Source organism: Oceanibium sediminis, assembly GCF_003265325.1.
Lineage (GTDB): Bacteria > Pseudomonadota > Alphaproteobacteria > Rhodobacterales > Rhodobacteraceae > Halovulum > Halovulum sediminis.
The window spans coordinates 54,869-74,760 of the sequence record NZ_QGNX01000005.1; the positions used below are offsets into that span (position 1 = coordinate 54,869).

General features: G+C 66.5%; 20 protein-coding genes. 9 read left to right on the top strand and 11 right to left on the bottom strand.

The features are described 5' to 3' along the window. Positions 1-6 precede the first annotated feature (6 nt). Positions 7-1,107, bottom strand: coding sequence for an HlyD family secretion protein (locus DJ029_RS13590; protein ID WP_112323031.1), 1,101 nt, complete (start codon positions 1,105-1,107; stop codon positions 7-9). A gap of 191 nt (positions 1,108-1,298) precedes the next feature. Between DJ029_RS13590 and DJ029_RS13595 the strand changes: the two genes are divergently transcribed. From DJ029_RS13595 to DJ029_RS13625, 7 genes are all read left to right on the top strand, one after another. Then, positions 1,299-2,942: a serine hydrolase gene (locus DJ029_RS13595; RefSeq protein ID WP_112323032.1), complete on the top strand. Its 1,644-nt coding sequence runs from the start codon at positions 1,299-1,301 to the stop codon at positions 2,940-2,942. Between the two features lie 210 nt (positions 2,943-3,152). Next, entirely contained in the window at positions 3,153-3,854 is a 702-nt protein-coding gene (locus tag DJ029_RS13600) for a 5-formyltetrahydrofolate cyclo-ligase (RefSeq protein WP_112323033.1), read from the top strand. Beyond that, complete coding sequence (locus DJ029_RS13605) at positions 3,851-5,065, top strand: NnrS family protein (protein WP_112323034.1); 1,215 nt, start codon at positions 3,851-3,853, stop codon at positions 5,063-5,065. The genes DJ029_RS13600 and DJ029_RS13605 overlap by 4 nt, the downstream gene beginning before the upstream one ends. Before the next feature lie 9 nt (positions 5,066-5,074). Further along, positions 5,075-5,743: an NnrU family protein gene (locus DJ029_RS13610; RefSeq protein WP_112323035.1), complete on the top strand. Its 669-nt coding sequence runs from the start codon at positions 5,075-5,077 to the stop codon at positions 5,741-5,743. Between the two features lie 174 nt (positions 5,744-5,917). Then, entirely contained in the window at positions 5,918-6,451 is a 534-nt protein-coding gene (locus DJ029_RS13615; RefSeq protein WP_112323036.1) for a DUF2478 domain-containing protein, read from the top strand. Positions 6,452-6,558: 107 nt separating this feature from the next. Then, a complete protein-coding gene (locus DJ029_RS13620) occupies positions 6,559-6,948 on the top strand; it encodes an antitoxin Xre-like helix-turn-helix domain-containing protein (RefSeq protein ID WP_112323037.1) in 390 nt (129 codons plus the stop codon). Further along, positions 6,945-7,637 (top strand): RES family NAD+ phosphorylase, encoded by a 693-nt coding sequence (locus tag DJ029_RS13625; protein ID WP_112323038.1) that lies wholly within the window; start codon positions 6,945-6,947, stop codon positions 7,635-7,637. The genes DJ029_RS13620 and DJ029_RS13625 overlap by 4 nt, the downstream gene beginning before the upstream one ends. A gap of 9 nt (positions 7,638-7,646) precedes the next feature. Here the strand turns inward: DJ029_RS13625 and doeB are convergent, their stop codons facing one another. The 10 genes from doeB to ehuR form a co-directional block, all read right to left on the bottom strand. After that, positions 7,647-8,684: a N(2)-acetyl-L-2,4-diaminobutanoate deacetylase DoeB gene (doeB, locus tag DJ029_RS13630; protein WP_198671157.1), complete on the bottom strand. Its 1,038-nt coding sequence runs from the start codon at positions 8,682-8,684 to the stop codon at positions 7,647-7,649. Further along, the gene (gene doeA / locus DJ029_RS13635; RefSeq protein WP_112323040.1) at positions 8,684-9,871 is read right to left on the bottom strand and encodes an ectoine hydrolase DoeA; all 1,188 of its coding nucleotides are present in this window, start codon (positions 9,869-9,871) and stop codon (positions 8,684-8,686) included. Before doeA ends, doeB begins: the two co-directional genes overlap by 1 nt. 6 nt (positions 9,872-9,877) lie before the next feature. Next, positions 9,878-10,870: an ectoine utilization protein EutC gene (gene eutC / locus DJ029_RS13640; RefSeq protein ID WP_112323041.1), complete on the bottom strand. Its 993-nt coding sequence runs from the start codon at positions 10,868-10,870 to the stop codon at positions 9,878-9,880. After that, the gene (eutB, locus tag DJ029_RS13645; protein ID WP_112323042.1) at positions 10,870-11,865 is read right to left on the bottom strand and encodes a hydroxyectoine utilization dehydratase EutB; all 996 of its coding nucleotides are present in this window, start codon (positions 11,863-11,865) and stop codon (positions 10,870-10,872) included. Before eutB ends, eutC begins: the two co-directional genes overlap by 1 nt. Beyond that, positions 11,862-12,644 carry an aspartate racemase/maleate isomerase family protein gene (locus DJ029_RS13650; protein ID WP_112323043.1) on the bottom strand — a complete coding sequence of 261 codons (783 nt, stop codon included), beginning with the start codon at positions 12,642-12,644 and terminating at the stop codon, positions 11,862-11,864. Before DJ029_RS13650 ends, eutB begins: the two co-directional genes overlap by 4 nt. Positions 12,645-12,648: 4 nt before the next feature. Beyond that, positions 12,649-13,086, bottom strand: coding sequence for a universal stress protein (locus tag DJ029_RS13655; protein WP_112323044.1), 438 nt, complete (start codon positions 13,084-13,086; stop codon positions 12,649-12,651). A gap of 17 nt (positions 13,087-13,103) precedes the next feature. Next, positions 13,104-14,390, bottom strand: a complete 1,287-nt coding sequence (locus DJ029_RS13660) for a TRAP transporter large permease (protein ID WP_112323045.1) — start codon at positions 14,388-14,390, stop codon at positions 13,104-13,106. Between the two features lie 11 nt (positions 14,391-14,401). Beyond that, the gene (locus DJ029_RS13665) at positions 14,402-14,980 is read right to left on the bottom strand and encodes a TRAP transporter small permease (protein WP_112323046.1); all 579 of its coding nucleotides are present in this window, start codon (positions 14,978-14,980) and stop codon (positions 14,402-14,404) included. A 74-nt stretch (positions 14,981-15,054) separates the two neighbouring features. Then, on the bottom strand, positions 15,055-16,062 hold the full coding sequence (locus tag DJ029_RS13670; protein ID WP_112323047.1) for a TRAP transporter substrate-binding protein: 1,008 nt from the start codon (positions 16,060-16,062) through the stop codon (positions 15,055-15,057). Between the two features lie 238 nt (positions 16,063-16,300). After that, a complete protein-coding gene (gene ehuR / locus DJ029_RS13675) occupies positions 16,301-17,692 on the bottom strand; it encodes a MocR-like ectoine utilization transcription factor EhuR (protein ID WP_198671158.1) in 1,392 nt (463 codons plus the stop codon). Positions 17,693-17,754: 62 nt separating this feature from the next. Here ehuR and DJ029_RS13680 point away from each other — a divergent pair, with 62 nt between their 5' ends. Then, on the top strand, positions 17,755-18,243 hold the full coding sequence (locus DJ029_RS13680) for an Lrp/AsnC family transcriptional regulator (protein WP_112323048.1): 489 nt from the start codon (positions 17,755-17,757) through the stop codon (positions 18,241-18,243). Between the two features lie 118 nt (positions 18,244-18,361). Then, on the top strand, positions 18,362-19,864 hold the full coding sequence (locus DJ029_RS13685; RefSeq protein ID WP_112323049.1) for an NAD-dependent succinate-semialdehyde dehydrogenase: 1,503 nt from the start codon (positions 18,362-18,364) through the stop codon (positions 19,862-19,864). The last annotated feature ends 28 nt before the right edge of the window (positions 19,865-19,892 follow it).

Consider the following 19,892-nt stretch of genomic DNA (forward strand, 5'->3'; position numbering starts at 1 on the left):
GTCTGCTCAGTGCAGGTAGCTGGCCCAGGACCGCAGCCGCTGGATGCCCCGCGCAAGATAGGCGATCGGCCCGCTGGTGTCGCCATCGGCGAAGACGACCGCATGCACCTTGCCGCCGACGCGGACCGCGCGCGGCCAGGCCTCCATCCCGCCGTCAAGCTCTATGCGCACGGGAATCCGCCGCGCCGGCTCGAACCAGCGGTTCGCGGGCTGGTTGACGACAAGCCCGCCCTGTTCGTTGCGCCCCGGAGCGATCCCCCAGGCGATGCTCTGCACGCGCCCCTCGAAGATGCGCCCCGGGACGGCGTCGAACAGCAGGCGCGCCGGATCGCCGGGATCGATGCCCTGCAACTGGTTCTCGCGCAGATCGACGGTGATCCAGGCCGCTTCGGCATCGATGAAAGTCAGCGCCGGGTTGCCCGCCCCGACGAACTGCCCCTCGGACAGGGTGACATTGGTGACCACCCCGAGGTGCGGCGCGGTGACCGTCGTCGAGGCGAGGTCGTACTGCGCTTGTTCCAGCTGCGCCTCGGCGGCGGTGATGGCGGGGTTGTCCGCCCCGCCCGAGCCGAGCTGCGCGCGCGCGCTGTCCAGGTTGGCCTGCGCGCTTTCCAGACCCGCCTCGGCCTGTGCGACGCTGGCGCGCGCCTGGTCGCCCTGGGCGGGCGAGGCGATGCCGCGCTCTTCCAGGCGGAAGGTGCGCTCGGCCTCGGCGCGGGTGTTCTCAAGGGCCGTGCGGGCCTGGGTGACGGCGGCCTGCGCCGCCACCAGCGACGCGCTGGAAGCGTCTATGTTCTGTACCGCCTGCTCAAGGTTCGCCTCGGCCCGGCGCACGGCCAGCTCGTAGGGCCGCGTATCGATGGAGAACAGCGGATCCCCCGCGGCGACCACGGCGTCGTCCTCCACGTGCACGGCGGTGATCTCTCCCGACACGCGGGGGGCGATCTGAACCACTTGGGCCGACACGACCCCGCGTGAGGACGCCGGGGTCAGCCGGTCTGTCAGCGCGTAAAGGACGACCAGGATCACCAGCAGGACCACGACGCCGATGGCGACGCCCTTCGCGCTGCTTGCGCCAGGCTCGGTCTGGGGAGTGTTCTCGCTCATCGGCTCACCTTTCGATTGTGTCCCAACTTACAATGCGCTTGTCCTGGGTGAAAGCGGAACTAATTCATAAGCACCCGCTTGGCGATACGGTAACCGATGACGTCGGGTCCGCCACCTGCTTGGAGGGGTAGGAAGCCCGGCGTTCTGGGACTACTTGCGGCGGTATGCTGGATCCAACGCAGGAGATTCCGATGAAGCAGACAATGACCGCCGCCCTTGCGGCGAGCCTCGTTTTCGCAGGTGCCGCCATGTCCCAGGACGCCCCGCTTTCCGCCGAGGCCGCAGACCCCCTTACCTTGGGCTGGATGCAGGGCTTTCCGCCCCCCGAAGACAAGATCATCCGCTTCACCGACCCCGATTACTTCGCCTTCCCGAAGCTGCGCTGGACGGTCTGCCATTTCCGCCAACTGATGCCCAACACGGCCGTGCGCAACGGCTCGGCCGGGGCCGATGCGCTGCCGGTCGATCCCGATGCCGGGCTTGATAGCGTGACCTTCACGCCGCTCGGCGCGGACGCGGTGATGACCTGGGACGCCGCCTTTGACGCCAATTACACCGACGCGATCCTGGTGATGCACCACGGCCGCATCGTCTACGAGCGTTATGACGGCTGCATGGACGAACACGTGCTGCACGGCGCGATGTCAGTCACGAAGTCCATCACCGGCCTGATCGGCGAGGTGCTGGTCGCCAACGGCCAGGTCGACGAAAACGCCCTGATGGGCGATCTGATCCCCGAGTTGTCCGACAGCGCCTTCGGCGACGCCACCGTGCGCCAGGTGCTGGAGATGACGACCGCCCTCGACTATTCCGAGGATTATTCCGACCCCAAGGCGGACGTCTGGATCTACGCCCAGGCCGGCAGCACGCTGCCCCCGCCCGAGGGTTACACCGGGCCGCGCAGCTACTTCGGCTTCCTCGAAACGGTCCAGAAAGATGGCGAGCATGGCGAGGCGTTCGGCTATCGCACCATCAACACCGACGCGATGGGCTGGCTGATCGCGCGCACCACCGGCATGAACGTGGCCGACTGGCTGGCCGAAAACGTCTGGACCCGGATCGGGACCGAGCGTGAGGCCTTCTTCACCGTGGATTCCACCGGCACGCCCTTTGCCGGGGGCGGCTTCAACGCCACCCTGCGTGACATGGGCCGCCTTGGTCAGTTGATCCTGGACAACGGTGCCTGGCGCGGCGAGCAGGTCCTGCCCGAAGCCGCCATTGCCCGCATCCGCGAGGGCGGCGATCCCGAGGCCTTCGCCCGCGCGGGTTACGAGTTGCTGCCGGACTGGAGCTATCGGGGCATGTGGTGGGTCAGCCACGACGACCACGGCGCTTTCGCCGCGCGCGGCGTGCATGGCCAGACGATCTGGATCGATCCGACCGCCGACATGGTCATCGTGCGCTTCGCCTCCAACCCGGTGGCGGGGAACGCGGCGAACGACCCGACCTCGCTGCCCGCTTACCGCGCGGTTGCGGACTACCTGATGGCCCAGGACAGCGACCCGCAGCTGGTCGGGCGCGAGTGGTTCGTCGAGGATATCGGCGGCGCGGGCGTGATCGACAATTCCCCCGCCAGCCTAGTCTTCCTGCCCGAGGGGCGGCTGGCCGGAAACGCCAGCTGCAACCGCATCCTCGGCGGCTACGAGGTGGACGGCAGTGCGATCACGCTTTCCCCCGCAGGCACCACGATGATGGCCTGTCCGGAGGCGCTGATGATGCAGGAACGCAAGATGCTGGACCTGCTGGGTCAGGTCGCGTCGTTCGAGGTCACCGACACCGGCGCGCTTGTCCTGAGCGCGGCGGACGGCAGCGCGATCACCGCCCGCCGGCGCTGAGCCCGGCCTGACCGGGCGCGCGACTGCGCCCGGTTTTTCCGATCCCATCGGCAGGGGCCCGGCGTGGGGGGCGGTGTGGCGCGCCGCAGCGCCGCACCCTTTGAATTGGTATTTACAATGCGCATTGGCGGATCTACCCATTGATCCGACATGCCGGCAACGGGGCAAGGTGCAGTCCCCCCGTAGGGCCCCGGCAGGAAGGAGCGCGTTATGACCGATCGCGACCGGACGGGCCGCTACGCCTCACCCCCCTGCATGGCCGGGGAGGTCGCGCCGGAATACTTCGATCCGCTGGCGGTCGACCCCGATCAGGCGCGCGACGTGGCCCGCTGGCGGCGGGCGGAACGCAGCAGGCTGCGCGCCGCGCGCCAGGCACTGACCGTGCAGGAGCGTGCCGCGATCGACCTCGCACTTGCCGGACACTTGCGGGACCTGCTGGAAACGCGCTTCGGCGCGCTGCGGGGCAGGGGGCTGTCCGCCTACTGGCCGATCAAGGGCGAACCTGACCTGCGCCCGCTGATGAGCGCGTTGCACGAAGCGGGCGTGACCATCGCCCTGCCGCTGGTGGAAACCAGGGCCGCGCCGCTGGTGTTCCGCCGCTGGAGCCCGCAGACGAAAATGGTGCGCGGCGACTGGAACATCCCCGTCCCGCCCCCCGAGGCAGAGGCGCTGACGCCGCAGATCACGCTGGCCCCCCTCGTGGGGTGGGACTGCGCGGGCTATCGTCTCGGCTATGGCGGGGGGTATTTCGACCGTACGCTGGCGGCGCTGTCCCCGCGCCCGTTCACCATCGGCACAGGGGTTCAGGCAGCAAGGCTGAAGACGATTTTTCCCCAGCCCCATGACATCCGCCTCGACGCGATTGTGACCGAGGCGGGGCCGCAGGTCTTGCCGGGGCCGGGGCAGTCATGAGCAGCACGGCGGAACAGATGCGCGCCTGGCGCGGCCCGGCGATCCTCAGCTTCGGCTTTCGCCCGTTCTTCCTTGGCGCGGCGGTCTGGGCGGTGCTGGCCATGGTGCTGTGGGTAGCGATGCTGGCGGGCGCGCTGCGCCTGCCGAGCACGCTCGACCCGGTAAGCTGGCACGCGCATGAGTTCCTGTTTGGCTACCTTTCGGCGGTTGTCACAGGCTTCCTGCTGACGGCGGTGCCGAACTGGACGGGGCGCTTGCCCATCGTGGGCTGGCCGCTCGGCGGGCTGTTCGCCCTGTGGATCGCCGGGCGTGTCGCGGTGGCGGCTTCCACCGCCCTTCCGCCGGTGGCAGTGGCGATCGTGGACCTTGCGCTGCCGGTCACGCTCGGGCTGGTCATCGGGCGCGAGATCGTGGCGGGCCGCAACTGGCGCAACCTTGTCGTGCTGGCGATGCTGGCCGTCTTCACCCTCGCCAATGCGCTTTTCCACTGGGAGGCGGCGTCGGGGGCCTATGCCGCCAAGGGCTATGGGCTGCGCCTAGGCCTCGGGGCGGGGATGATGATGATCGCCGTGATCGGCGGGCGGATCGTGCCCTCTTTCACGCGCAACTGGCTGGTGCGGCTTGGCGGGGGTGCGCGCCTTCCCGCGCCGCCGATGCAGACCCTCGACAAGCTGGTGCTGCTTGTGCTTCTGGCCGCGCTGCTGCTGTGGGTCGCAATCCCCACCCACCCGCTGAGCGGCGTCGCGCTGCTGCTTGCCGGGGGTGCGCATGTCTTGCGGCTGGCGCGCTGGGCCGGGGGGCCGAGCTGGCGCGAGCCACTGGTCCTGGTGCTGCACGTCGGCTACGCGTTCCTGCCGCTCGGCGCGCTCGCCCTCGGCGCGGATATCCTGTGGACGGGCGGCCTTTACGCGGCGACGGCGCAGCACCTGTGGCTTGCGGGCGCTGTCGGGCTGATGACGCTGGCGGTGATGAGCCGCGCGACGCTGGGGCACACGGGGCGCCCGCTCGTCGCGGGGGCGGGAACGGTCGCCATCTATGGCGCCATGGTGCTCGCGGTGCTGGCGCGGATCTGCGCCGGTGTCCTGCCGGCAGAGGCTGCTTGGCTTCACACCGTCGCGGGGCTGGGCTGGATCGCGGCCTTCGGCGGGTTCTGCGCCGTCTATGGCCCGCTGCTGCTGCATTTGCCCGCCGACAAGCGGTTGAGAGCGTAGGCAAGGGCAATGGGCTGGAGCGAGTTCGCCATCGCATGGATCGTGTTCTTCCTGACGCATTCCCTGCCGATCCGCCCGCCCCTGCGCCCCCGGTTGCAGGCTGTGCTCGGGCGGCGTGGCTTCACGGTCGCCTATTCGGCGCTGTCGCTCGGGGTGCTCGGCTGGCTGATCGGTGCCGCCGGGCGCGCGCCCTTCGTCCCGCTTTGGGACTGGGCGCCGTGGCAGGCAAGGGTGACAATGGCGATGATGCTGGCGGCCTGCCTGGTGCTTGCGCTGGCCATCGGGCGGCCGAACCCGTTTTCCTTCGGCGGCGCGCGGAATGCGCGCTTCGATCCCGCGCGCGCCGGGATCGTGCGCCTGACGCGGCATCCAATCCTGCTGGCGCTGGGCTTCTGGGCGGTGGCGCATATCCTGCCGAACGGTGACCTGGCGCATGTCCTTCTGTTTGGCACCTTCGCGGCGTTCGCCGCACTCGGAACCCGGCTCGTGGACCGGCGGCGCAAGCGCGAGATGGGCGCGGAGTGGCAGCTTCTGCGCAACGCCACCATGCAGGGCCCCGCCGTGCCGCGCCCCGAGTCCCCGGGCTGGGCGCTTGTCAGGCTGGCGGCGGGCGGTGCGCTTTACGCGGGGCTGCTCTTGCTGCACCCGCTGGTCTTCGGCGTAAGCCCCCTTGGCTGAGGTCCGGGGGGTGAAACCGGCGATCCGCTTTCCACGGATTTCGGGGTTTGACGCCCCCCAGGGGATGGGCGTAGCCTTTGACGACGCTCGACTTTTCGCGCGTGCCCCGCGCCTTTCGGCGGGGCGCGCCGGCTGGCATGCGATCCTTTCGCCCGGGATGAAGGAGCACGGGACATGAACATCGCCTTTACCATGGCCCCGGGCCGTGGCGACACGGATCTGTTTCTGTACGCGCTGGCGCAGGACCTTGCGGCGCGGGGCTACCGGACATGCGGCACGGTCCAGAAGAACACCGCCTGCGACGATCGTCGTTGCGACATGGATATCAAGATCCTGCCCGACGGGCCTGTGCTGCGGATCTCGCAAAGCCTGGGGCGTGACGCGCGGGGATGCCGGCTGGATCCGTCGGCGCTGGAAACCGCCGTCGGGCTGGCGGCGGCGCGCCTTGGGGAGGGGGCCGACGTGCTGATCGTCAACAAGTTCGGCAAGCACGAGGTCGACGGGCGCGGGTTCCGGGGCGTCATCGCGGAGGCGCTGGCGATGGACATTCCGGTCATCGTCGGTCTGAATTCCATGAACGCAGAGGCATTTCACACCTTTACAGGGGGTTGCGCGGTGCAGTTGAAGCCTGATCGGAAGGATATTCTCGCCTGGTTGGAGGGGCTGGGCAGTGGCTCCGACGTTCCCCAGGCGGCGGAACGGGGTTGACGCGCGGGCGCGGCTGCTGCTGTTAATCGGATGAGCTGGATCATATGGACTTGATATTTGGTCCATATGGTCCTATCTTCACCCCAAAAGCAAACGGGGGGTGCGCCATGGAAAACCTTGTGATGGAGCGGGCCGCGCCGGATCGGCAGGCGGTGGCGCTGAAGGCTTTCGCCAGAATCGCGCAGGCCTGGTCGCTGACCCAGCAGGAGGCGGCGGCGCTTGCGGATATGTCCGAGTCCACCTGGAAGCGGGCGAAGAAACCCGGTTTCGCCGGCGATCTGACGCGGGACCAGATGCTGCGGCTCAGCGCGCTGGTCGGGCTCTACAAGTCGCTTGAGCTGTATTTCGACGCGCCGGTTGCGCGCGACTGGATCAAGCTGGCGAACACCGGCCCGGAGTTCGACGGCGCGCGGCCCCTCGATGCGATGATCGCGGGCGGCCTGCCGAAGATCCTGCGCGTGCGCACCTATGTCGATGCGCTCAGGGGCGGGATGTGAGGATCACCGCGCTGAACGACCGCGCGTTGGTCCGCCTGATTTCCGAGACGCACCACAAGCCCCCCGTCCTGCGCGGCCTTGTCGATACCGACGAGGAGGCGGCGGTACTGGCCGAGCTGGAGGGCGAGACGAGCGCCCGCCTGATCGCCGAGCGGGACGGCAGCCCCGCGCTCGACCGGCGCGAGCTGGCCTTCGCGCGGCGGGCGCAGGACCTGAAGCTTTACGGGCAAAGCCACATCAACGCCGCCTTCACCTACACACGGCCCACGGGTAACCGCTTCAACACCGGGGACCGGGGGGCGTGGTACTGCGCCTGGGACCTTGCCACGAGCGCGCAGGAGGTGGGCTTCCACCGCACGCGCGAACTCGGCTACATCGGGCGCTACGAGGGCGAGGCGCGCTATGTCGAGCTGCTGGCGGATTTCATCGGCGATTTTCCCGATCTGCATGGCGGCGGGGGTCACGCGGCGCTGCATCCCGATCCCGCGACGGGCTACCCGGCGGGGCAGGCGTTGGCGGAGGAGCTGCGCCGCGACGGGCACCGGGGGCTGATCTACCCTTCGGTGCGCCAGCCGAGGGGGCGCTGCTTTGTCGCCTTCGATCCGGGCATCATCCAGAACGTCCGCCCGGGCGCCAGCTGGAAGCTGGTGTGGGACGGCGCACCGGAATTCAGCGTGATCGGCGTGTGACGGCGGGGGCTACGCCCCCGCGTCCGCGTCGTCAGCCTGCTCGGACACCACCGCCGCGACGACGGCAAGGCAGTCGCCAAGGCCGATCAGCCCTGGAAAATGCCGCGCCGCCAGGATGCCTTCGCTGCTCGCGTGCACGGTTTCGGGCGCCACGCCCGTGCGATCGGCGGGCCAGATCCGCGCCAGCGGGTCGCCGATGGCCACCGGCTCGCCCAGGTCGACGAGCGGCTCGATCAGCCCCGCGCTTTCGGCGTGGTGGAAACAGCCCGGCCCGGTGGAATCGATATTCACGCTGGGTCCGATCTCCGGTTTGCCGCGCAGGATACCGGCCTGTTTCAGCACGTTTTCCACGCCCCGCCGCGCGATCCGCGCCGAGCGCGCCGTGGCCGTGCCACCACCGCCCAGTTCGGTGGAGACAAAGACCTTCCCGGCGTTTTCGGCCGCCGAGTCGTACATTCCCACCGAATCGATTTCCTTCAGGATCATCGAGTAGGGCGCGTTGAAGGCCAGCATCGCGTCGACGCAGGCGGCCTGCTGGTTCGCATCGCCCAGGATATGCGCGGCGGCAAAGGGGATGAAGTCCAGCGTCTTGCCCCCGGAATGGAAATCCAGGACCACGTCGGCCAGCGGCAGAAGCGTGCGCTCGAAGTAATCGGCGATCTTCTGGGTCGGCGTGCCGTCCGGCGCGCCGGGGAAGCTGCGGTTCAGGTTGCCGCCATCCAGCGGCGAGGTGCGGCGCGCGGCGTGAAACGCGGGCGTGTTCATGTAGGGAACGATGATCACCCGTCCCTTGATCGCCTTCGGCTCCAGTTCGTGGGCCAGCCCTTGCAGGGCGATCGGCCCCTCGTATTCGTCGCCATGGTTGCCCCCGGTCAGCAAGGCGGTCGATCCGGGGCCGTTCTGGATCACGGTAATGGGGATCATCACCGCCCCCCAGGCCGAGGTGTCGTGGCTGTAGGGCAGGCGCAGGAAGCCGTGGTGCTTGCCGTTCTGATCGAAGGGCACGGTGGCGGTGATCGGGTTTTCGGGTCTTGAGTGATAAGACATCAGCTCTTCACAATCAGTTTGCGTGGCACGTCGGCCAGGCATTCGGGGCCTTTTTCGCCGATGGCGATGCTTTCGGTGATTTCAAAACCCATGTCGTCCATCCAGAGGCCGGTCATGAAATGGAATGTCATCCCCGGTTTCAGCTCGGTCCGGTCGCCGGGGCGCAGCGAGCAGGTCCGCTCGCCCCAGTCGGGGGGGTAGGACAGGCCGATGGGATAGCCGGTGCGGTTGTCCTTCACGATGCCGTACTTCTGCAGCACCTCGAAGAAGGCGATGGCGATATCCTCGCAGGTGTTGCCCGCCTTCGCGGCCTCCAGCCCGGCGTCCATGCCCTCCAGCACCGCCTTTTCGGCATCCAGGAACTTCTGCGTCGGCTTGCCGAGGAAGATGGTGCGGCTCAGCGGGCAGTGGTAGCGACGGAAACACCCCGAGATTTCGAAGAAGGTGCCTTCGCCGGTCTGCATCTGCTTGTCGTCCCAGGTCAGGTGCGGCGCGGCGGCATCCGTGCCCGAGGGCAGCAGCGGCACGATGGCCGGGTAGTCCCCGCCAAAGCCCAGTTCCTCGTCATAGCGCAGGCTGGCGTCATAGATTTCCGCCACCAGGTCGCATTTGCGCATGCCCGGTTCCACCAGTTCGGCAATGCGCGCGTGCATCTTTTCCACGATCCGCGCCGCCTTGCGCATCCGGTCAAGCTCTGCCGGGGATTTCACGCCGCGCTGCCAGTTCACCAGCGCGGTCGCGTCGACCAGCGGATCGGGCAGCCCCTGGGACAGGGACTGGAACCCCTTGGCGGAGAACCAGTAGTTGTCCATCTCCACCCCGATGCGGCCGGTGTGCCAACCGCGCTCGGTCAGCTTGGCGGCCAGGTAGTCCATCGGATGACGTTCGGTCGATTGCACAAAGAAGTCCGGGTAGCCGATGATATCGGGCTCGGCCATGAAGACGGTGCGCAGCGCGCCCTGCGCGTCCTGCTCGCGCCCGAACCACACCGGGTCGCCGGTGGGGCCGATGATGACCGCCTGGTGGACGTAGAAGGACCAGCCGTCATAGCCTGTCAGCCACGCCATGTTGGACGGGTCCGAGGTGATCAGCGTGTCGATCTCGGCCGCCTCCATCGCCTTGCGGACTTTGGCGATGCGGGCCTCGTATTCGGAGTCGGAAAAGCGGAATGTGTCGATGGTGGCCATGTCTGATCAGCTTTCGATGTTCGTGCCAAGGTTGAGGTCGAGCGCGCGGCGGCGCGCAAGGGTGGCGATCGCGGTGTCCTGGACGCCGGTCCCGGTCAGGTCCGCGATCGTGATCTGGTCGGGCCCGCCGCGCCCCGGGGCCTGCCCGGCGGCAATCGCGCCAAGCTCGGCGAATTCCGCATCCCCGGCGATCAGCCCGGCGGCAATGGCGCCGCGCAATTCGCCCAAGTGCCGTGTCTGGCTGAGGCGGTCGGGCACGTAGAGATCGGCGCGCGCAAGGCACTCGGGCTGCAACTCGCCCTTGTGATCCTGGTCCGAGCCCATGGCCGTCACGTGCTGGCCGGGGCGCAGCCAGTCCGCCATTAGGATCGGCGCGGCGGCGGGGGTGGTCGTGACGATCACATCGGCCGTCGTGACCGCGGCCTGAGCATCCTCCACGGCGCGCACCTCGATCCCCAGTTCCTGTGTCAACTCTTCCGCCGTGGCCCTTGCAGCTTCGGGCTTCCGGGCCCAGATCGTCGCGCGGGTGATCGGGCGCACGAGGCACAGCGCCTTAAGTTGCAGGCGCGCCTGAAGCCCCGCGCCAAGGATCGCGGCGCTTTGCGCATCCGCCCGTGATAGGTGGCGCGCGGCCACGGCCCCGGCGGAGGCGGTGCGTACGTCCGTCAGGTAGCCGTTGTCCAGCAGCAGCGCCTCCAGCTGGCCGGTGCGGGCCGAGAACAGGATCATCAACCCCGAGGTGGAGGGCAGGCCGATCTTCGGGTTGTCGAAGAACCCGGGCGAGACCTTGAGCGCGAAACTGTCCAGCCCTGGAACATAGGCCGTCTTGACGTCCACCTCTCCGTTGAAGTCCTTGATCGCCATGGACAGGATCGGAGGCATCACCACATTGCCCCCGGCAAGGGCGCGAAAGCCGTCCTCGACGCAGGCGATGGCGTCCAGGTCCAGCGGCACCGCCTTGCGCAGTTCCGACTCGACCAGGATCCGGATATCAGGCATCAGCTTTCCCCTTCCGAGACGTCGACGTCCTCACCCGATATGATCCGGTGATGCAGACCCATGTCGATGTTGGCCCCGCTCAGCACCACCATTGTCGGCCCCTTGGGCGTGACCTTGCCCGCCAGAAGGGATGCGACGCCGACCGCGCCTGAGCCTTCGACGATCTGGCGTTCCTGCCAGTAGCAATGGCGGATCCCGGCGGCGATTTCCGCCTCGTCCAGCAAAACGATGTCGTCCACCAGGTCGCGGACCATGGCGAAGGTGTGCCGGTTGTCGAGCCCGATCCCCCCGCCCAGGCTGTCGGCAAGGGTCGGCAACTCCGTCACCTCGACCGGGCGGCCCTTGGCCAGGCTTTCGTGCATCGCCGCGCCCCGTTCCATGCTGATGCCGATCACCCGCACGCCGGGGATCTGCGCCTTCAGCGCCGCCGCGACGCCCGAGATCAGCCCGCCGCCGGAAAGCTGGACCAGCACGGTTTCGACGTCGGGCATGGCTTGGGCGATTTCGAGGCCCAGCGTGCCCTGGCCGGCGATGATGTCGCGGTGATCGAAGGGCGGGATCATGGTCATGCCTTTGGCGACCAACTCGTCCACCGCAAGCTGCGCCTCGTCCTGGCTGCGGCCCCGGATCAGCACCTCCGCCCCTTCGGCGCGGATGGCTTCCACCTTATTGCGCGGCACCAGTTCGGACATCGCGATGACGCAGCGCACGCCCGCGTTAGCGCAGGCCCGCGCCAGGCCGCGCCCGTGGTTGCCCGTGGATACCCCGACGACCCCGGCGGCGCGCTCCGCCGCGCCCAGCTGGGCGACCGCGTTGGAGGCGCCGCGAAACTTGAAGCTGCCGCTGAACTGGTGATGTTCCAGCTTCAGGCTGACCGGCACGCCCAGCTTCTCGCTGAGCGCCAGTGACGGCTCCACCGGCGTGCGCCGGATCATGCCTGACAGGGTCCGCTCAGCCGCGAGGATTTCGTCCAGGCCAACGGCTGAAGCGCTCATGCCGCCTGCTCCGGGGGCATCGCGGTAAAGATCCGCCCGGGCCGAGCAGTCGGGGCCAGCCCGGCGTGGCTGAGCAGCTTCCACAGGGCCGCCTGGTTGGACGAGATCACGGGCTTGCCAAGCCGCGCCTCCAGCGTCTCGATCACGCCAAGGGCGGGCAGGCCGGTGCAGGACAGAAACACGCCCTCCGCCTCGGGGCGGTCGGCGGCGATGGCGGCGTCGATGATCGTCTGCGCGCTGACGCGAGCCATGTCGCGGTCATCCTCAAGCCCGAGGCATTGTGCCGACACGATGTCCAGCCCGTGACGATTGAAGTAATCGGCCATCGGGGCGGTGGTTTCGGGCAGGTAGGGCGTCATTAGCGCGACCTTGCGGATACCGAGCGCCCCGAAGGCCGCCAGCGCGGCGGCGGTTGGGGTCACGACGGGCACGCCCGGCTTGGCCGCCTGGATGGCGCTGATCACTGCATCGTCGCCCATTGCGACCGAGGCCGCGGTGCAGGCGTAGTAGATCGCCGCCACGGGTTCGTCCGGCAACAGAAGCGCCGCCGTATCCGTCAGGCGCGGCAACATGCGGCGCAGGTTTTCTGGCGTCGTCGGGTTCTGGAAGGCGATGCGCGCGACATGCAGCGCCGCGTGGTCCCGCGGTAGCAGATTGGCCGCGTCCCGTTCGGTAGTCAGGTCCGTGGCAAGCGCGATCAGGCCCAGTCGGGTCACGGCGTCCCGCGGTTCCAGCCTGACCGGAACCGAGGACAGGAGAACGTCGGATTTTTCGGTCATCGGTCTAGACGATCATGACTGGGCAGTCGGATATACCGGTGACCTTGTGTGACACGCTGCCAAGCAGGTAGCTTTCGACCGAGCCGAGCCCGCGGCCGCCCATGACGATCAGGTCCACCTCGTTCGTTTCCGCGAAGGACACGATTCCGCGCGCCACCGGCCCGTTCTTGACCACCGCGCGGACGTTCTCGGCCCCCAGCTCCTTCGCGCGCGCCTTGGCCTGCTCGCACAGCTCCTTGGCGTAGTCGCGCATCGCGTCGTCGATGGGCTCGGGCGTGTCCTTGCGCACCATGGAGAAGGACGCCTCCAGCAGCGAGTGATGTCGATAGACGGTCAGGATGGTGATCTTCGCGCCGACCGCATCGCTGAGCTCGATGGCCTTCTCCAGCGCGGCCATGGCGTTTTTCGACCCGTCATAGGGTACGAGGATGTGCTTGAACATTGCCTGCGCTCCTTAGTCTATTTGGCGAATGCCAGGTCGCGCAGGAACAACGCGATCTGCGGGAAGAAGATGAGCGCCACGGAGACACTCAGCAGGATGATGATAAACGGCGGCGTGCCCTTGATGACCTCCATGTAGGGCCGTTTGAAGACGGCGATCGCCGTGAAGATATCGCAGCCGAATGGCGGCGTGGCCGAGCCGATGGCGACCTGCAGCGTGATCACCGTACCCACCAGGACCGGGTCAAGGCCGACGTCGTTCACCACCGGGGCAAAGATCGGGACAAGCACAAGAATCACGACGATCGGGTCCACGAACATGCAGCCGATGAAGAACGCGATGGAGATCACGAACAGCACGCCGTACTGGCCCATCTCGTCGATGCCGATGGAGCCGAGGATCGCCTGCGGGATCTGCGCGAAGGAAATCACCCAGGAAAAGGCCGCGCCGGCGGCGACCAGGATGAACACCACGGCGGTGATCAGACCGGTGGATTTCGCCGTGGAATAGACGTCTGCCAGGCTCATGGAGCGGAAGACCGCAACTTCGAGGATCAGCGCGTACAGCACACAGGCCGCCGCCGCCTCGGTGGGCGAGAAGATGCCGCCGTAGATGCCCCCGATGATGATGACCGGAAAGCCGAGCGGCCAAACCGCCTGCTGCACTGCCTTCAGGCGCGCGCCCCAGCTTGCCTTTTCCTCGGTCGGGACGTCATGGCGGATCGCGTAGATCACGGAATAGATCGAAAACAGCACCAGGATCAGCAGTCCCGGGCCTATGCCCGCGATGAACAGCTCGGAAATCGAGGTGTTGGAGACGACGCCGTAGATGATCATGCCGATCGACGGCGGGATCAGGAAGGCGATATCGGAGGAGTTCACGATCAGCGCCAGCACGAAATTGTCCTTGTAGCCCGCCTTCAGCATGCGCGGGCGCAGCGGGCCGCCAACAGCCACCACCGTCGCCTGCGTCGAGCCGGAGACAGCGCCAAACATCGTACAGGCCGCGGCCGTCGAAACCGCCAGCCCGCCCTTGAAGTGGCCCATGAACTTCATGACCATGTTGATCAGCCGGTCCGCGGACTGGCCACGGGTCATGATGTCGGCGGCAAAGATGAACATCGGCACCGCGATCAACGAGGCGGGCCGGATGCCGGCCATGAACTGCTGAACCATCGTCTCCATCTGCGAGAAACCGTTCAGCATCATGTAAAAGCCGACGAATGCGCCGGTGATCAGGGGGATCATCATCGGGAAGCCGAGCAGCAGAAGCACGATCATGATCGAGAATATGGTAAGCGCCATGAACGTGTTCCTTAAATCTCGATTTCGTCGTTGTCATAGCCCTCAAGCACGTTGGTCGAGAGGTAGATGTCCTTCTCGACCATGTTCTTGATGGCTGTCAGGAAGTACTGCATGCCGGTCATGAAGAAACCGACAGGCACCCAGACCAGCGTCCACCACACGGGGATCTGCAAGGACGGCAGCACGCGCCCGCGGCTGGCCTGCGTACCGATGTACTGGGTCGAATAATAGCAAAGGCCAAACATGAAGACGGCGGTGACAAGGGAGATCACGATCATCATGAACTTGCGCGCCTTGGGCGGCATCGCGTCATAGATCGCCGACATACGGATGTGACGGCCCTGCCGCGCGGCATAGCTGATGCCGGCGAAGGTGATCATTATGATCAGGATGCGGTTGAGTTCCTCGGAAAAGAACAGGCTGCTTTGAAAGACGAAGCGTCCGACCACGTTGCCGATGGTATTTGCCGCCATCAGAAGGACACCGACGGCCAGCATGATGGATTCTATCCTGGATATCGCGCTGTCGATGTAGCCCAGAAAGCCGGGCAGGCTGGAGGCGTGCTCATCGCGCTGCGTTCTGTCGGACACGTCCTGCTCCCTTCGGGTTGGCTTGAAAAGCCCCCGGCGGAACGGGTTCCGCCGGGGACGTTTTCGTCAGGTGATCAGCCCTCGGCCGCAGCGGCGAGGTCTGCTTTCATCTGCTCCAGGATCGCGGCGCCGCTTTCGCCGGTCATCTCGATGAACTTGGCCTCCACCTCTTCGGCCGCTGCCTTGAAGCAGGCGCGGTCTTCCTCGGGCAGGACAGTGACCGTCATCTCGGGCTTGGCTTCCATGATCTTGGCGAGTTCGGAATCCGCCAGACCCTTCTGGTAGTCCACGATGAACTCATAGGCGACGTCGGTCGCTTCCTGGATCACGGCCTGATCTTCCTCGGACAGGCCTTCATAGAAGTCGAGGTTCGCCATCAGCGCCGTGGTGAAATTGTTGTGCCCGACATAGGTGATATGGTCCGTCACCTCGTAGATCTTTGTCGAGAACAGGAAGAACGTCGGGTTTTCCTGGCCCTGGATGATGTTGGTTTGAAGGCCGCCGTACACCTCGCCCCAGGGCAAGGGGGTCGGGGTTGCGCCGAAGGCGCGGTAGGATTCGACCAGCAGCGGGTTGGTCATCACGCGGAACTTCACCTCGTTGAGGTCCTCGCAGGAATTCACCGGGTCCTTCGTCGTCATCGCGACTTCGCCCTCGGGGTACATCTGCAGCAGCTCAAGGCCCTGCTCGGCGTAAAGGCCCTGGAAATCCTCGTTGATCGCCTTGCTGTCGCGATAGAAGCGCGCCAGCTGCGCCTGGTCCGTGGGCAGCAGGTAGGGCACGAAGAATACCTGCGCCTCGGGGATCAGCGAGCCGGTGAAACCGGGCGACTGGTTGACGAACTGCAGGATACCGGCCTGCGCCTGTTCCATGATGTCCGCGGATTCGCCGAGCGTGCCGAAGGGGAACAACTGGATCTCGTGATCGGAATTCGCCTCCACGTGTTCCTTGAACTTCTGCGCGAACTGGCCCTGGACCTCTTCAAGGGATTCCTCGAAGGCGTAACGCCAAGTGTCCGCGGATGCGACGCTGCCGACCAATGCGAGAGCTGCGGTCGCCGAAAGCAATTTTCTGATGCTCATAATATCTTCCTCTTTTCAGTGCCAACGCCCGACCGCTGCCATGGCGATCGCGAGCACAGCGGGCTGTGCTTCAGCGTTGATTTCATTTTTGAGTTGAAAGCGGCAGGTGACCTCCCGGACAAACTCTGCTTTCCACCCCACGCACCAATTGGTTCAGCAGGGAGAAAATCAAGTCAATTCTTATTTTGAACCATGACAATCCATCCTGCCCAAAAACAGGGAAGTTTGCCGCTCGTGCCTATAATGCGAGCAGAGCGGGCACCGGCGCGGTGCGCACAAGACGGCTGAGCGCCTTCAATCCGGCTTCCAGTTCCGACTCGGTTCCCGCACCCAGGCAGACCCGCACGCCGCGCTGCACACTGCCCCCCTCGATCGCGAAATTTGCGCCGGCGGCGACGGCGACACCGTCGTGACGGGCAAGGGACACGAAGGCATCCTCCTGCCAGCTCGGGGGCAGGGGAAGCCAGATGTGCATGCCGTACGGGGCCGCGTTATGGGGGATGTCCTGCAGGATCCGCGCGGCGATGCGGTTGCGGCGGCCCAGTTCGCGGCGCTGCCAGGCCAGCAGTTCGCCCGCGGTTCCGTCCTTTATCCAGCGGCTCGCGATCTCTGCGATCAGAGGTGTCGCCATCCAGTTCGTGACCAGGTGGCGGGTCCGCGCGGCATGGACCTTTGCCTCGGGAACCACCAGCCAGGCGAGGCGTAGGCCGGGAAGAAGGCACTTGGACAGACCAGTGAAATAGAACGTCCGTTCGGGCGCGATCGCGGCGATCGGGGGCGCGCGATCGGGTTCCAGCGGACCCCAGGCGTCATTCTCGATGATCCAGACGGAATGCCGCCGCGCCACGTCGGCAATGGCCTTGCGCCGCTCTGTTCCCATCAGCGTCGCCGTGGGTCCGATCCCTGCTGGCATGACGCAAAGCGCCTTCACGGGCCCGTTCTGGCAGGCCCGCTCGAACGCCTCGGGCAGCACGCCCTGCTCGTCCATCGCAAGGCCGGAAAGCTTGAGCCCCAGCGTCGCGGTCAGCGACGCGAGCGTGTGATGCCCCATCTCCTCGGCGAGGACAAGGTCGCCGGGCATGGCCGCGGTCATCAGCGCGCAGGTCAGTGCCGCGGTGCTGCCGTTGGTGGGCAGAAGCCTGTCGGCGCTGTCCAGCCGGATCCCGCATCCGCAGAGCCAGTCAAGCGCGCGGGCGCTGTGGTCGCGCAAGGTCTGGCGCGGCCGGAAAGAGAACAGCGCCGCGTGGGGCAGGTCCTCGCCCATGTCGCGCAACACCTGCGCCATCCGGTCGGCGTGGATCTGTCCGATCACCGGCACCAGCATGGAGCAGTCGATCAGCTTCTCGTCGCCGTTGGTGCGCTGCCAGGGTACGCGCGCGTCCGTCGGCTTGGGCAGAACGAAGCTGCCCCGCCCCACGTGGCCGGAGATCACGCCAAGCCGCGCCAGCTCCTCGTAGGCGCGGCTGACGGTCTGCACGCTAACCCCGAGGTCGAAGGCAAGGGCGCGGTGCGTTGGCAATTGCATGCCCGGCAGCACTTCGCCTTCGTCGATCGCGCGCACGAGCGCCTGCGCAAGGGAGTGATACACCGGGCGGGAGAGGTTTTCGCGTTTCGGAGGCCAGATTGTCATGCTTTTACGCTGCGTCACACAAGGACATTTGACAAGATCAATTCCAGGCGCATACCTGCCTCATGACGCTTGCACTCGATCCTCGCGATATCCGAATCCTCCAGATCCTCTCTTCCGAGGGGCGCCTCTCCAAATCCGAGCTGGCGCGGCGTGTCAACCTGTCCCCCTCGCCCTGCTGGGAGCGGATCAAACGGCTGGAAAAAGCGGGGCTTATCAAGGCGTACCGCGCCGAGGTGGACTTGGCTCGCCTGTCCGCACACGTGGTCATCTTCGTCGTAGTGGAACTCGAATCCCACCGCGCCGAAAGCTTCCGCGTGTTCGAGGAGGCGGTCACGAAATACCCCGAGATCATCGAGTGCTGGGCCATCGGCGGCGGGGTGGACTACCTGATGCAGGTCGTGACCGGCGATATCAACAGCTACCAGCGCATGATCGACGAATTGCTCGAATCAAGCGTTGGGCTGAAGCGCTACTTCACCTATATCGTTACGAAGAAGGTGAAATCCGAACCACCCGCACTTGACCTTCTGCTGAAGCCGCAGATCGATTGACCTGTTTCGCGCGGATGCGCAGACAAACTCTCTGAAACGCTGGCCGACTTCGAAAAAACTGCCCGCCGCAAACGCGTTAGGGTGCCCGCACAATTTCATGCGGACACAGGATACGGTTATGCCAGAAGCACGACAGCTCGATCGCCCCACGGGTGTGGACGTTTCGGACCCGAAATTGCTCAAGACCTTTTCCTACGTGGACGGGCGCTGGATCGCCGCCACGTCGGGGGCCGGTTTCGACGTGACCGACCCCGCCAACGGCGGTTGCATCGGCCATGTCGCGCAGCTTTCGGGCGAAGACAGCGCGCGCGCCGTGGATGCCGCCGACGCCGCCTTTCCGGGCTGGGCGACGCTGCTGCCGCAGGAACGCTCGGCCCTGCTGCGCCGCTGGTTCGAGCTGATGATCGAAAACCGCGAGGACCTAGCCCGCATCATGACCGCCGAGCAGGGCAAACCCCTGTCCGAGTCGCGGGGCGAGATCGACTACGCCGCCGCCTTCCTGGAGTTCTACGCCGAGGAGGCCAAGCGCCCGAACATCGAAAGCGTGACCTCGCACCTGCCCGATGCCGAAATGGAACTGTGGCGCGAGCCTGTGGGCGTTGCCGCGCTGATCACGCCGTGGAACTTCCCCTCGGCCATGATCACCCGCAAGGCGGCCGCCGCGCTGGCGGCGGGCTGCACCGTCGTCATCCATCCCTCTGCCGAAACGCCATATTCCGCACTGGCCCTGGCCGAGCTGGCCGATCGTGCGGGCTTTCCGCCGGGTGTGCTGAACGTCGTAACGGGCATTGCGCCAGAAGTGGTGGAGCCCTGGCTTACAGACAGCCGCGTGCGCGCCCTGTCCTTCACCGGCTCGACCGAGGTGGGGCGGCTGCTCTATCGCCGCTCGGCGGACACGGTGAAGCGGCTGGTGCTGGAACTCGGCGGGCACGCGCCCTTCCTCGTCTTCGCCGATTGCGAGCTGGACCGCACCGTGGACGAGGCGATCAAGGCGAAGTTCGCCACCACCGGGCAGGACTGCCTCGGTGCGAACCGTTTCCTGGTGGAACGCCCGATCTACGAGGAATTCTGCGAGCGCTTCGCCGCCCGCGTGGCGGAACTGACCCTCGGCCCCGGCATGGAGGATTGCGACCTCGGCCCGCTGATGAACGAAAACGCCGTCAAGAAGCAGGAAGAGCATGTGGCCAACGCGCTGGCACTGGGCGCGCGCTGCGTCCACGGTGGTAAGCGCTCGCCCCTCGGGCTGCTGTTCTACGAACCCACCGTGCTGGTGGATGTCCCGCCCGAGGCGAAGATCTTTTCCGAGGAAACCTTCGGCCCCGTCGCGGCCATCGCCCCCTTCGATACCGAGGACGAGGCTGTGACCCGCGCCAACGCCACCGAATACGGGCTGGTTGCCTACGCGCACACCATGAACCCGCGGCGGATCTATCGCCTCAGCCGGTCGCTTCAGTTCGGCATGGTGGCGATCAACCGCACCAAGGTGACCGGCGCGCCGATCCCCTTCGGGGGCATGAAGCAATCCGGCCTTGCACGCGAAGGCGCGCGCTCCGGGCTGGAGGCGTTCACCGATATCAAGTACGTCTGCCGGGATTGGGGCCAGGCCCGTATCCCGTCGTGAATTTCAAAAACATTACAGACCAACGCTA